This window comes from Subsaxibacter sp. CAU 1640 (assembly GCF_023156585.1).
Taxonomy (GTDB): domain Bacteria; phylum Bacteroidota; class Bacteroidia; order Flavobacteriales; family Flavobacteriaceae; genus JBPOFM01.
The window spans coordinates 262753-275726 of record NZ_JALNMI010000004.1; the positions used below are offsets into that span (position 1 = coordinate 262753).

Sequence of the window (12974 nt, forward strand, 5' to 3'; positions counted from 1 at the left end):
GCGGGGCAACGGGTTCTGCTACGGTGACCTTCACAGCTACCGACGAGTGCGGGAACACGGCAACGTCAACCGCGACATTCACCATCGAGGACACGACCCCTCCTGTACTGGATGTTGAAGCCAGTGATCTTACCGTAGAGTGCGACGGCAACGGGAACACGGACGACCTGAACAGCTGGTTGGCTGCACAGGGCGGTGCCATGGCTTCCGATGCGTGTTCGAACGTGGTGTGGACCAATAACTTCACAGAACTTACGATTATATGTGGAAATACTGGAAGTGCTACAGTAACCTTTACTGCAACTGACGAATGTGGAAACGCAATATCAACGGTAGCAATGTTTACCATTGAGGATACAACTGCCCCGGTTATTGTTGGAAATTTTGAACCAGTAATTAATGTAAATTGTGATGATATACCAGGTATCCCTGAAATTGGATTTGAGGATGCATGTTCAACATCAATGACAGTTACTGGTCCCGATGAAACCATTATTGGTGATGTTAATCAAAACTATCAAATCATTAGAGAATGGGTAGTTGACGATGCATGCAATAGCTATACATATACACAAACCATTAATGTAACAGTTCAAACAGCAACTTTGACCTTTAATGCTGATACCATTTGTACCGAAGATCTACCAATCGATTTATTTGATATTATTGGAGACGTAGATACAACTGGAACATGGTCAGTAACTTCTGGAAATGCAATATTAAATGGTAGTATTTTTGATCCGGGATCTGTTTCCGAGCTAGGTGACTACGTATTTACTTATTCCGTAACAGCTAATGGTCAATGCCCAACTGATTATGAAGTCTCCATAACTGTAGATGATGATTGTGTAGTATTACCTTGCGGTGAAGAAGATGTAATCATTTCTACAACTCTTACTCCAAATGGTGATAGTTATAATGAATTCTTCACAGTAACAGGTATTGAAGATTGTGGGTTTACAATTGAACTACAGATATTCAATCGTTGGGGAGCCAAAATATATGAAAATTTTAATTACCAAAATGATTGGAATGGATTCGCATCAAAAGCTTCCATTGGAAGCTCTGATAAAGTGCCAACAGGGACCTATTATTACATTATAAACCTAAAAGATAGTGGATTAAAACCTTTTGCAGGACCAATCTACGTAGCAACCAAATAAATTTTAACCTATGAAGTTCATTAAGTTTAACATAATCGCTTTGATCCTGTTTTGCAGTTCGGTGGGCGTTGCACAGCAATTACCCCAATTCACACAGTATATGTACAACACGATTTCTATTAATCCAGCTTACGCAGGTAGTAGAGAAACCTTAAGTATAGTTGGTTTACACAGAAGTCAATGGGTTGGTCTCGAAGGAGCTCCAACAACCCAGACACTGTCTATTCATTCACCTCTTCGGAATGAAAAGGTAGGATTAGGACTTTCATTTATTAATGATGAATTAGGCTATGAGAATTTTTCATACTTGTATGGTGACTTCTCCTATAACATCAATACAAATGAAAATACCAAACTATATTTCGGTATTAAAGGAGGTTTTACCAGCTACAGTTTAGATCCGGAATATAGAGCAAGCCAATCCAACGACCCGGCAATTTATGGTATTGAAGACCGCTGGAGCCCAAATCTTGGAGCAGGAGTTTACTGGACGTCCGAAAGATGGTACCTAGGACTATCGGCACCCCGTATTCTTAAGACCAATCAAAACAAGGAAGAAGGTTTTGAAGCATTAGAGCGTGTCAGTTACTATTTTACAGGCGGATATGTTTTTGACTTGAGCGAGAGTGTGAAGTTTAAACCTGCAACGCTTTTGAAGGCTACAAATGGCGCACCACTTTCATTCGATTTAACAGCTAACTTTCTTTTCAATGAAAAGCTTTGGTTAGGTGCTGGCTATAGATTTGATGAACGTGCAGGTGAGTTTGCAGGTCTTGCAGATTTTCAGGTATCAAAGCAATTACGTATTGGTTATTCTTACGGATACCCTATATCTGACTTAAGACCATATACAAGCGGAACCCATGAAGTGCTTTTAATGTTTGAAATATTTAAAAGCAAACGTATAAAATCACCTAGATACTTCTAAAATTATCACTATGAAGACAAAAATTATACTTTTTATATTTGCATTGACCAGTACCTACATGATGGGGCAACGCAAACTAGCAGATAAATTTTTTGAAAATTACTCATATATCAAAGCAATAGAGCTTTATGAAGAAGCTGTTAAAAAAGGTGACAGCAGTGAACATGTACTGACTCGTTTGGGAGATTGCTATTATAACAATTCTAAGACCAAGGAGGCTGCCATGTGGTATGGAGCGGCATTGAAAAAGTACGATGATGTCAATCCTGAATACATTTACAAATATATTCAAACACAGCGAAGCCTGGACAATTATGTCGAAGCCAATAAATGGTTAGAAAAATTCAAGGAAATTCAAAGTGGAGACAGCAGAGGAAAAGAGTATAACAAGAACAATATCGACATTTATAAAGAACTTGAAGAGTCTGAAGGTGATGTCATAGTTGAAATTGAAAATTTACCAATTAATACAAAGTATTCCGATTTTGGAAGTTTTGTTTACAATGGTGAACTTTATTTTGCATCAGCCAGAAACACCGATGAAAAGAAAAAATATGGCTGGAATGATGAACCATTCTTGGATATATATCAAGTCAATGTAAAAATTACTGATGGAAAGAGAGAATTTGGCACTTCAGATTTTATCAAAGCTGAAAAAATCAATACCGAGTATCATGAAGCATCCGTAGCTATCACAACTGATGGTAAAACCATTTATTTTACACGTGACAATGTAGACAAGAGAAACAAATTAGGTTACGACAAAAAAGGGACCTCTCACTTAAAGCTATATAAAGCAGATTTGGTAGGAGAACAATGGGAAAATATCGTAGAATTACCATTTAACGATAATTACTACTCAACTGGTCATCCTGCTTTGAGTGCCGATAACAAAAAACTATATTTCGTATCTGACAGAGAGGGCGGAATTGGACAAACAGACATTTATGAAGTTGATATTCTTGGAGACAATAACTACAGTGAGCCACGAAATTTAGGAGAAAAAATAAATACGGAGGGACGCGAAATGTTTCCTTTCGTGAGCAAAGACAGTATTTTTTACTTTTCTTCAGATGGCTATTTAGGTTTAGGGTTACTTGATATTTATAAATCGAACATTATTACTGACGAAGAGGCGGAACCAGTGAATATGGGAGCGCCTTACAATAGTGGATATGATGATTTTGCATACTTCAATAATGGAGATAAAAAAACTGGTTACTTTTCTTCTGACAGAGAAGGTGGACAGGGGAATGACGATATTTACGGTTTCAAAGCTGAAAAGTGCAAACAAATTATCGAAGGTATTGCAAGAGACAAAAAAACCAATGAGATTTTGGCTGGTGTTGAAGTAAAACTCATAAACAAAACTGGAAAAATTGTAGAGACTATTACAACATCGTCAGACGGTGCTTTCAAATTTGAAGCAGATTGCAACAAATCCTATACAGTTTTGGGTAGCAGAGAAGATTATAAAGATGATAAAGTTGAAGTAAATACAGACAACGTCAATGAAAAAGTACATAATGCTGATCTTTATCTGCAACCGCTTATTGACAATGATCAGATTGTTATAAATCCTATTTTCTTTGACTTTGATAAATGGAATATCAGAACAGATGCTGAATACGAATTGGAAAATATCGTTGATGTGATGAGAGAGCACCCGCAGATGATCATCAAGATCGAATCGCATACAGATAGTCGAGGAAGTGACAGTTACAATTTAAAACTATCGGACAGACGTGCAAAATCAACCAGAGATTATTTGATTTCTCGTGGAATTTCTCCTGAAAGAATTGAAAGTGCTATAGGTTATGGTGAAACACAATTGTTGAATAAATGCTCAAATAAAGTAAAATGTACTGAAGAGGAGCATCAATTGAACAGACGTTCTTACTTCTATATTTTGAAAGATTAAATTCCCGCTTAAATAACAATTAGGAAAGCAGGCTCATTTCGAGTCTGTTTTTTTTTCTTTACACCTTCCTATCATCTAATTTTTGACGTACTTTATACTCGTTGTATTTCGATTAAATAAATCCACCAAAAGCCCCATAATAAAGTTCTCGTATCTATAAAACTAAGCAATATTGAAGCTTGTTTGACAAACAATAATTAGTTTTAAACACCTTAATGTTGAACAGTCTCAAGAACACAAATCAGACAATTATTTAAATCTTATCATTACTATCCTTGTTTCAAATTTAATTCTGATAACAAGGGTTTTAAGAAAAGATACTATAAAATATGATTCAAAAGTCCTGGCAATATTAAATAAAAAAGCCACAGCAAAAGCTGTGGCCCAATAACTAACACGAATAACTAATATTACTAACTATTATTTCTTAATAAATATGTTTGTGTAGAACCATCTCCCTTCATTATTCTGTTCCGCTGATATATCAAAATCAGTGAAATCCCCTTCTAGATTCGCTCTGTGACTATCACTGTTAAGCCACGCGTTGACCACAGATTGAGCCGAACTATATCCATAGGCTACGTTTTCAGAAACTTTGGCAGCTCCTGCATTTTGTATAAGGCTATTCTTTCTTTGAAAAAAATTGTCATGATTCACCTGGTTGATTTCAACCATATAATCTGTATGTGTAAATGCTACAGACTTAATGATGCTTAAATTATTTAACGGGTTTAGACCTATTTCAATTCTATGATTGTTGATTAATTCTAATATCTCAATTTCTATGGTTTTTGTTTCAGGAGTTGATGCCAAAATATTAGTATCTATAGTTTCATCAGGCATTTCTTCAGTTGAACATGAGAAGGATAGCACAGCAATTAATGCCATTGCTGACAGCAGCTTAATAGTTTTCATAAGAGGGTTATTTAGATTTGGTGAGTCTAAAATAGAATCTTATGAAAGTTTAATATGTTAAAGAAATGTTAAAATCGATAAAAAACATTCATTTTATCGAAAATTAATGTAAATCATCGATGAAATGCATATATATAATTCTAATTTATGTATTTCATCATTCGAATAACGCATTTCATCGATAAAACATCCTGCTTGATTACGGCGAAAGTCTCTTTATATCCCAATTGCAGTTTTCTAATAATTGATAGCGAATTCTGTCATGAAGACGATTGGCCCTGCCTTGCCAAAACTCCATTTCAATAGGTTTTACAATATAACCACCCCAATAAGTGGGTCTAGGAATATCTTTTCCCTCATATTTAGCCTCGAGCTGTCTTAACTCCATCTCTAACACATCTCTATTTTCAATTATGCTGCTCTGATGAGACGCCAATGCTCCGAGTTGACTACCACGCGGTCTTGATTCAAAATAGCCATCACTCATGTTTTCTGGCACTTTTTCGGCCTTGCCTTTTATGATGACCTGACGTTCTGCCTGATGCCAAAAAAAAGACAGGCACACATGTGGGTTTTCTTTAATAGCTTTTCCTTTTTCACTTTCATAATTTGTATAAAAAATAAAACCTTCAAAAGTGATTTTTTTAAGCAGCACTACCCTACCTTTTGGGTAGCCGTCCGAACCAATAGTGGAAATGGTCATGGCATTGGTTTCTCCTTCATTAAAATTTGAATCTACCTCATGAAACCACTTTTGGAACAATTCCATAGGGTTATCACTAATAGTGCTTTCGAGCAATTCTTTCTTTTCGTAAGACTTTCTATAATTACTTAAATCAGATTCCATAAAATGAGCGTTTAATTAATGAAGACTAATCAAATTTAAAGGTTTTGCCGTCGCCAGCCAATTTCACTTGCTCAAAAATGGTTTGTGCTTCTGCCTTGAATTCATTTAAGTGATTATATCTTGTGGAAAAATGACCTAGAATTAATGTACCGACATTTGCTTTTTTAGCAATCATTGCAGCTTCCTTTGCAGTAGAATGTTTGGTCTGCGGCGCCAATTTTGCATGTTTATCCAAAAAAGTAGATTCGTGATAAAGTACATTTACATCTTGTATGATTGGAATAACCGATTCATTATAAGCTGTATCGCTGCAATACGCATAACTTTTAACAGGTTTAGGGGGGCTAGTGACCTTTTTATGGTCAATCATTACACCTTCCCTATTCTTAACGTCAAATCCTTGTTTTAACTTTCTGTAATATGCAACGTCTACATTGGCCTCAACCACGGCATTCAAATCTAAATGTCTCTCACCTTCTTTCTCCTTAAATAAAAATCCATTGGTGTAAATTCGGTGATCCAAAGGGATTGTATACACTTCAACCTTATCATCTTCATAAATCAATTCAGAAGTTTTTGAGGTCAATTCATGAAAAATTAAAGGATAATTGGTCCATGAATCAGACAATTTCATTTGAAGTGTGATAATATCTTTCAGCCCTTTTGGACCATAAATATGCAATTCTGTTTCTCTTGTAAGTAGTCTAAATGTTGAAACCAATCCTACCAGCCCAAAAAAATGGTCACCATGTAGGTGAGAAATAAAGATGTGCTTAATACGATTGAACTTTATCTTGTTGCGCCTTAATTCCACCTGTGTACCTTCACCGCAATCAATCAAAAACAAATGATTGTTGATTTCCAGGACTTGTGATGTGGGATTGGTGTCAGTACGTGGTGTTGCGCTATAACAACCAAGAATGGTAAGTTTCATCTACCTTTTTTTAAAGAGATTAGAAGCCCAAATCACGTTCCATTTCTTCCATTTCAATGATATCATAAGCTTCTTTAAGTGTAGGGACCACGACCAATTCGTCAGGCATTTCATCCAAATTGACCTTATCTGTTACTATCACAAACGAACGCTTTGAATGCCGATGTTGATTAGAAATATCCAAAAATTCAATGATGTCCTGTAAACTGACAGTATTCATAACAGAAAGATTGACAATAACATTATCATTTTTGAATTTAGGATAGGTTGCTTGCATCTTTTTCACCAACTCAATGATGGTACTCTTTTCCTGTATGATGATGGTTATATTATCATCTTTATCAAATATCATAATCTTAATGTTTAATTTTTGAAGCTAATAAATAAATGACAGCCATCCTAATAGCTACACCATTTTGAACTTGATCCAAAATAATGGCTTGTTTGGAATCAGCTACGTCACTTGTAATTTCAACACCTCTATTAATTGGACCTGGATGCATTATCGTGATTTCCTTCTTCAAAGAATCGAGCAATGCTTTATTGACGCCATATTGCTGCGTATATTCTCTTGTGGATGGAAAATAATTGATATCCATACGTTCATTTTGAACGCGCAACATATTGGCAACATCACACCACTCAAGCGCTTTTCGCAAATTGGTTTCAACTTTTACACCAAGTTTGTCAATATATTTTGGCAAAAGCGTTTTAGGACCGCAAACCATCACATTTGCACCCTGAAGCTGTAAGGCAAAAATGTTTGACAATGCGACTCTACTATGTAAAATATCACCAACAATCACTACGTTTTTACCTTTCACAACTCCCAAACGTTCTCTAATGGAATAACTATCAAGCAATGCCTGTGTAGGATGCTCATGAGCTCCATCTCCAGCATTGATGATACTTGCATTAACGTGTTGAGATAAAAAGACACTTGCTCCTGGATTGGGATGGCGCATCACAACCATATCAACCTTCATTGATAAGATATTGTTGACAGTATCGATAAGCGTTTCACCTTTTTTTACAGAAGATTGTGAAGCGGAAAAATTAATAACATCGGCCGATAGTCTTTTTTCCGCAAGTTCAAAAGATAATTTTGTACGAGTAGAATTCTCAAAAAAGAGATTGGCAATCGTAATGTCACGAAGTGAAGGCACTTTTTTGATTGGCCTATTGATGACCTCCTTAAAATGGTCAGCCGTTTCAAAAATCAATTGGATATCTTGCGAGTTGAGATATTTTATTCCCAGTAAGTGATTGACACTTAATTCGCTCATAATTTAATTATTTATTAAGTAAACCGAATCTTCGCCTTCGTTTTCTTTCCAGTTAACTTTTACTTTTTCTTTATTAATGGCATCTACTTGGCGACCTCTATAGTCGGGTTGAATCGGTAAATGTCTGCTAAATCGTCTATCAATCAAGGTCAAAAGCTCGATTTCATTAGGTCTCCCAAACGATTGAATAGCTGTCAGAGCCGCCCGAATACTTCTACCTGTATATAACACATCATCAATAAACACAATGTTTTTATCTTCAACCAAAAAGTTGATCTCTGTAGTATTAGCTTCTAAAGTTTTATCTCCTCTTCGGAAATCATCCCGAAAAAAAGTGATGTCCAAATGTCCTAACTGAATATCTTTTATTTTGTATTCATCCTTCAGCATTTGAGCCAAGCGGTTGGCTAGAAATTTACCTCGCGGTTGAATGCCTATAAGAACTGTATCGGTAAAATCTTTATGATTTTCAATTAATTGACAAGCCAATCGATGAAGAATGATGTTTACCTCTTTTGCGTTAAGTAAAACTTTTTGGCTCATATGGTTTCCAAACGTGTTTGGTTTACAAAGTTAATGTAAAAAAACTGTGTTCACAATGTAAAAAATCCAAAATAGAAAAAGCCTTTCATTACTGAAAGGCTTTGATTTATCAATGTTAGAAAAAATTATTTTTTTCCGTCCATTTTATCTTTAAGAGCTTGTAACGCATCATTTGCATCCCCTAGAGTAGGTTTTGCTTCAGCTTGAGAAGCTTCTGCTTTAGCAACAGCTGCTTTTACGTTCTCAATCTCTTCTTCTTTAAAGATAGCTGTATGAGAGGCTACGACACGCTTGAATTCTTTGTTGAACTCAATAATTTTGAATTCAGCAGTTTCACCTTTCTTCAATTTTTTACCATCTTCTTTTTCCAAGTGACGTTGTGGTACAAAAGCAACAAGATCCTCGTTAAACTCTACTGTAGCACCTTTATCTACCATTTCGGAGATTTCTGCTGTGTGAACAGTTCCTAGAGCAAATTCAGATTCGTATTTGTCCCAAGGGTTTTCAGTTGTTTGTTTGTGACCTAAACTTAATTTACGTCCTTCAACATCCAACTCTAATACAACAACTTCTAATTTATCTCCAACATTGCAGAACTCACTTGGATGCTTGATTTTCTTCGTCCAAGACAAGTCAGAAATGTAGATCAATCCGTCGATGCCTTCTTCCAATTCTACGAACACACCAAAATTTGTAAAGTTTCTTACAATACCTGTGTGTTTAGAGCCTACTGGATATTTTTTAGTGATATCAGTCCATGGATCTGGAGTCAATTGTTTGATACCAAGAGACATTTTACGATCTTCTCTATCGAGCGTTAAGATAACTGCTTCGATCTCATCACCAACATTTACGAAATCTTGAGCAGAACGCAAGTGTGTTGACCAAGACATTTCACTTACGTGAACCAATCCTTCTACACCTTCTTCTACTTCGATAAACGCTCCGTAATCAGCAATCACAACAACTTTACCTTTAACTTTGTCACCAACTTTTACATCGTCAGCCAACGCTTCCCAAGGATGTTTGCTCAATTGTTTCAAACCTAATTGGATTCTTGATTTATCTTCATCAAAATCAAGAATTACAACGTTCAGTTTTTCATCCAATTCAACAATTTCATTTGGATGGTTGATACGTGACCAAGAAAGGTCAGTAATGTGAATCAATCCGTCAACACCACCAAGGTCGATAAATACACCGTAAGAAGTGATGTTTTTAACAACACCTTCCAATACTTGACCTTTTTCAAGTTGACCAATGATTTCTTTTTTCTGCTCTTCAATATCAGCTTCGATAAGCGCTTTATGAGAAACAACGATATTTTTGAATTCGTGGTTGATTTTAACAACTTTGAATTCCATAGTTTTATTAACGTACTGATCGTAATCCCTAATAGGCTTCACATCAATTTGAGAACCTGGTAAGAACGCTTCGATACCGAATACGTCAACGATCATACCACCTTTTGTTCTACATTTAACGAAACCATTAACGATTTCACCAGTATCGTGAGCATTGTTAACACGATCCCAAGCTTTGATTACTCTAGCTTTTCTGTGAGACAATACCAATTGACCTGTAGCGTCTTCACGCACGTCAATCAACACCTCAACTTTGTCACCAACTTTAAGGTTTGGATTGTAACGGAACTCGTTAAGAGAAATTACACCTTCTGATTTTGCGTTGATATCAATGATAGCATCGCGATCTGTCAAGTGAATTACTTCACCTTCTACCACTTCATCATCTAATGTATCAACAAAATTTTCTGATACTAATTTTTCAAATTCTTGAAGTTTTTTGTCATCAACTTGCTCAATTCCTTCTTCGTAATTGTGCCAATTGAACTCTTTTAAGAATTTTTCTGGATTTGCTTGAGCTTCCGATTTTTTAGGAGCTTCGGCTGTTGCAGTTGCAGTTTCAACTACTTGTTCTTGTGCTTCAGTAGCTTCTACTTCTGCAGGGTTTGTTTCTTTTTCAGACATATGCTGAATTATTAATTTGTATTCTGTATGCTCTAGAAAGAATTAAGCGAATAACACACAGAAGTGTTATTGTTTTGTTTTATTGATTCCTCTTGTCTTTCAAGGCTCGCCAAAAGGAGCGCAAAAATACAATATTTATCTTTGATTACCAAACAAATAAACCCTTCATTTATACACTAGTGAAAATTTACCGATTTGTTAAAAACTTGGGTAGGGAAAATTTATGCTTTTGGTGTTAAAATTGGTATCTTTAAGGAAGAATTAATTTTTAACTTAAAACTTCAAATAATTATGGTAAAATCTAAATATCAACCCGTTTTGGATCTAGGAGAAAAACTAAATGTTCAAAATGGTGACGTTCAAGAAGAGAATGGTGTTTTGAAAATAAAAGGCACAACTAAAACACAATATGAAAAAAATCTTCTTTGGGATAAAATAAAGGAAATTGGCGGCGACAATCCTAGTGATTTAAAGGCTGACATTAAAGTGGAAGATACATCAGTTTATCACAGACACACCGTTAAAAGTGGTGAAAGCTTAAGTAAAATTGCCAAACATTATTATGGTGATGCGTCTAAATATCAGAAGATTTTTGCTGCTAACACTGATAAACTTAAAGATCCAAACTTGATCTATCCGGATCAAGAGTTAGTAATTCCTAACGAATAAAAAATAATTTGATTTTTATGAAAGCGACCTAAACCGGTCGCTTTTTTATTTGGAATGTTCAACTATCGCTCTTTTTGCCAAACCATATAATGTGTTGAATTGTTCTTCAACCGTTAAATCAGAATTATCGAATTCTATAGCATCTTTGGCTTTTCGCAATGGTGAATCTTCTCGATTGGAATCGATACCATCACGTAGAACAACATTATGAAGTACATCATCATACTGAACATCTTCTCCTCTATCGAGCAACTCGTGGTAACGACGTTTAGCTCTTGTTTCTGCTGATGCATTCATAAAAATCTTAAGTTCGGCATCTGGGAAAACGATGGTTCCTATATCTCTCCCATCCATCACAACACCTTTGTCCTTTCCCATTTGTTGCTGTTGCTTCACAAGCATTTTTCTCACTTCTGAAGTTTCTGCAACAGGACTCACAAAATTCGAGACTTCCAAAGTTCGAATATCTTTCTCTACATTCTTTCCATTCAGATAAACTTCAGCAAAACCTAATTCATCATTGAATTTAAAAGAGATTTTGATGTTTTTTAAATCATCTATCAATTTTTGAATATGAAAATGATCATCATTTATGTAATCATTTTGCATAGAATAAAGCGTCACCGCTCGATACATAGCGCCAGAATCAACATACACATACCCCAAAGCTTTGGCCAGTTGTTTAGCAACTGTACTTTTGCCTGTTGAAGAGAATCCGTCGATGGCTATGGTAATTTTTTGCATTATCTCAAATCAATTTGAAGGCCAAAAAAGTTAGTGTTGGAAGCACTGTTGTATCTTGCGTGGGAATAACTAAAACGCATTTTATTCAGTTTAAACCCAACTCCAAATGACAATCCGGAAAAGTTGCGCTGGTCTACAATCCTCAACTCTTCGGCTCTTCTAAAATTATATCCCAAACGAAGGCTGAAACCTCTATCAGGAAACAATTCTGCTCCCAAAATGGTATGTCTCAAAACTTCATTAAAAAAGCCAACCTTTTCTTGTGTTTGATTTCCATCCAAATCAGTTGTGGCACGAGCAGGATTTGACACACCAATTGGCCATTTTTGTAAATTTTCAAATGTCACGTGCCAACGTATTGGGACATTCTGTAGGGTTTGAGACAATCCCAAATCGACCTCCATAGGTAATTTTTCGGGAGTACCTGCGTAAGTAGTGAACTGTGTTCCAAGATTTCTCACAACCAATGCTGCGTGGAACTCCAACTTTTCATTGATATACATTGCCGCCAAATCAACGGCACCTCCCAATGAATTATATTGCTCGAGTTGTGAGGTTATAAATTTGACATTGGCTCCCAAGTAGAAATCAGAATAAGGTATTTTATAGCCGTACCCAAAGGATAAAGCAGCCTCGTTTCCAGTAAAAGTTCCTGTTGAAACACCATTGACATCATAACCATCGAACGTACCGTAATTTATATAGGACATTCCAACGTGAAGTGTATTGACGTGTCTATCCCAAGTATAAGCATAGGCAGCTGTTCCGTAACTAATGCCTCCCAAATAGCTCGCGTAATTCAATGCCAATTGATTATCCATTTCTACATTGATAGCAGCTGGATTGAACAGACCGCCAACCACATCGTAGTCGAAATTGGTAAGGACTTTCCCTCCTAAAGCGGCTTGTCGAGGTGAAGAAACCAAATTAAGGAACTGATATGTAGATTCACCACCAAGTTGGGCAAACATAGGCAATGTGAACATTGCACAGATCAAAGCGGTAATCCTCTTTAGCATAGGCTTGCAAAAGTAAT

General features: G+C 36.0%; 13 protein-coding genes. 4 read left to right on the forward strand and 9 right to left on the reverse strand.

Features of this window, described 5'->3' with window-relative positions; genetic code table 11:
• From M0G43_RS11120 to M0G43_RS11130, 3 genes are all read left to right on the forward strand, one after another.
• A partial coding sequence (locus M0G43_RS11120) for a gliding motility-associated C-terminal domain-containing protein (protein ID WP_248026560.1) occupies positions 1–1163 on the forward strand: 1163 nt, incomplete at its 5' end.
• Between the two features lie 10 nt (positions 1164–1173).
• Positions 1174–2091 (forward strand): type IX secretion system membrane protein PorP/SprF, encoded by a 918-nt coding sequence (locus M0G43_RS11125; protein WP_248026563.1) that lies wholly within the window; start codon positions 1174–1176, stop codon positions 2089–2091.
• A 10-nt stretch (positions 2092–2101) separates the two neighbouring features.
• Positions 2102–4012, forward strand: a complete 1911-nt coding sequence (locus M0G43_RS11130; RefSeq protein ID WP_248026570.1) for an OmpA family protein — start codon at positions 2102–2104, stop codon at positions 4010–4012.
• A 420-nt stretch (positions 4013–4432) separates the two neighbouring features.
• Here M0G43_RS11130 and M0G43_RS11135 read toward each other — a convergent pair whose 3' ends face one another.
• From M0G43_RS11135 to rpsA, 7 genes are all read right to left on the reverse strand, one after another.
• Positions 4433–4927 (reverse strand): CAP domain-containing protein, encoded by a 495-nt coding sequence (locus M0G43_RS11135; protein ID WP_248026571.1) that lies wholly within the window; start codon positions 4925–4927, stop codon positions 4433–4435.
• Between the two features lie 199 nt (positions 4928–5126).
• On the reverse strand, positions 5127–5774 hold the full coding sequence (gene pdxH / locus M0G43_RS11140) for a pyridoxamine 5'-phosphate oxidase (RefSeq protein ID WP_248026572.1): 648 nt from the start codon (positions 5772–5774) through the stop codon (positions 5127–5129).
• Positions 5775–5799: 25 nt separating this feature from the next.
• Positions 5800–6708, reverse strand: a complete 909-nt coding sequence (locus M0G43_RS11145) for a ribonuclease Z (RefSeq protein WP_248026573.1) — start codon at positions 6706–6708, stop codon at positions 5800–5802.
• 19 nt (positions 6709–6727) lie between these two features.
• On the reverse strand, positions 6728–7060 hold the full coding sequence (locus M0G43_RS11150) for a ribonuclease Z (RefSeq protein ID WP_248026575.1): 333 nt from the start codon (positions 7058–7060) through the stop codon (positions 6728–6730).
• A 4-nt stretch (positions 7061–7064) separates the two neighbouring features.
• A complete protein-coding gene (locus M0G43_RS11155) occupies positions 7065–7994 on the reverse strand; it encodes an aspartate carbamoyltransferase catalytic subunit (protein WP_248026577.1) in 930 nt (309 codons plus the stop codon).
• 3 nt (positions 7995–7997) lie between these two features.
• Entirely contained in the window at positions 7998–8537 is a 540-nt protein-coding gene (pyrR, locus tag M0G43_RS11160) for a bifunctional pyr operon transcriptional regulator/uracil phosphoribosyltransferase PyrR (RefSeq protein ID WP_248026580.1), read from the reverse strand.
• Positions 8538–8662: 125 nt separating this feature from the next.
• Positions 8663–10525 (reverse strand): 30S ribosomal protein S1, encoded by a 1863-nt coding sequence (gene rpsA / locus M0G43_RS11165; RefSeq protein ID WP_248026582.1) that lies wholly within the window; start codon positions 10523–10525, stop codon positions 8663–8665.
• A gap of 291 nt (positions 10526–10816) precedes the next feature.
• On the opposite strand from rpsA, the gene M0G43_RS11170 reads away from it, so the two are divergent.
• Complete coding sequence (locus M0G43_RS11170; protein ID WP_248026854.1) at positions 10817–11194, forward strand: LysM peptidoglycan-binding domain-containing protein; 378 nt, start codon at positions 10817–10819, stop codon at positions 11192–11194.
• 45 nt (positions 11195–11239) lie between these two features.
• On the opposite strand, the gene cmk is transcribed toward M0G43_RS11170, so the two are convergent.
• Together cmk and porQ are read right to left on the reverse strand one after the other, a co-directional pair.
• Positions 11240–11938, reverse strand: a complete 699-nt coding sequence (gene cmk / locus M0G43_RS11175; protein WP_248026584.1) for a (d)CMP kinase — start codon at positions 11936–11938, stop codon at positions 11240–11242.
• Complete coding sequence (porQ, locus tag M0G43_RS11180; RefSeq protein WP_248026585.1) at positions 11938–12957, reverse strand: type IX secretion system protein PorQ; 1020 nt, start codon at positions 12955–12957, stop codon at positions 11938–11940. The genes cmk and porQ overlap by 1 nt, the downstream gene beginning before the upstream one ends.
• Positions 12958–12974 lie beyond the last annotated feature (17 nt).

Bases quoted from the DNA above. Each gene is read 5' to 3' on its own strand.
- pyrR (WP_248026580.1), bottom strand. From the start codon at position 8,537: ATGAGCCAAAAAGTTTTACTTAACGCAAAAGAGGTAAACATCATTCTT.
- M0G43_RS11145 (WP_248026573.1), bottom strand. From the start codon at position 6,708: ATGAAACTTACCATTCTTGGTTGTTATAGCGCAACACCACGTACTGAC.
- M0G43_RS11155 (WP_248026577.1), bottom strand. From the start codon at position 7,994: ATGAGCGAATTAAGTGTCAATCACTTACTGGGAATAAAATATCTCAAC.
- cmk (WP_248026584.1), bottom strand. From the start codon at position 11,938: ATGCAAAAAATTACCATAGCCATCGACGGATTCTCTTCAACAGGCAAA.
- pdxH (WP_248026572.1), bottom strand. From the start codon at position 5,774: ATGGAATCTGATTTAAGTAATTATAGAAAGTCTTACGAAAAGAAAGAA.
- porQ (WP_248026585.1), bottom strand. From the start codon at position 12,957: ATGCTAAAGAGGATTACCGCTTTGATCTGTGCAATGTTCACATTGCCT.
- M0G43_RS11170 (WP_248026854.1), top strand. From the start codon at position 10,817: ATGGTAAAATCTAAATATCAACCCGTTTTGGATCTAGGAGAAAAACTA.
- M0G43_RS11150 (WP_248026575.1), bottom strand. From the start codon at position 7,060: ATGATATTTGATAAAGATGATAATATAACCATCATCATACAGGAAAAG.
- M0G43_RS11130 (WP_248026570.1), top strand. From the start codon at position 2,102: ATGAAGACAAAAATTATACTTTTTATATTTGCATTGACCAGTACCTAC.
- rpsA (WP_248026582.1), bottom strand. From the start codon at position 10,525: ATGTCTGAAAAAGAAACAAACCCTGCAGAAGTAGAAGCTACTGAAGCA.
- M0G43_RS11125 (WP_248026563.1), top strand. From the start codon at position 1,174: ATGAAGTTCATTAAGTTTAACATAATCGCTTTGATCCTGTTTTGCAGT.
- M0G43_RS11135 (WP_248026571.1), bottom strand. From the start codon at position 4,927: ATGAAAACTATTAAGCTGCTGTCAGCAATGGCATTAATTGCTGTGCTA.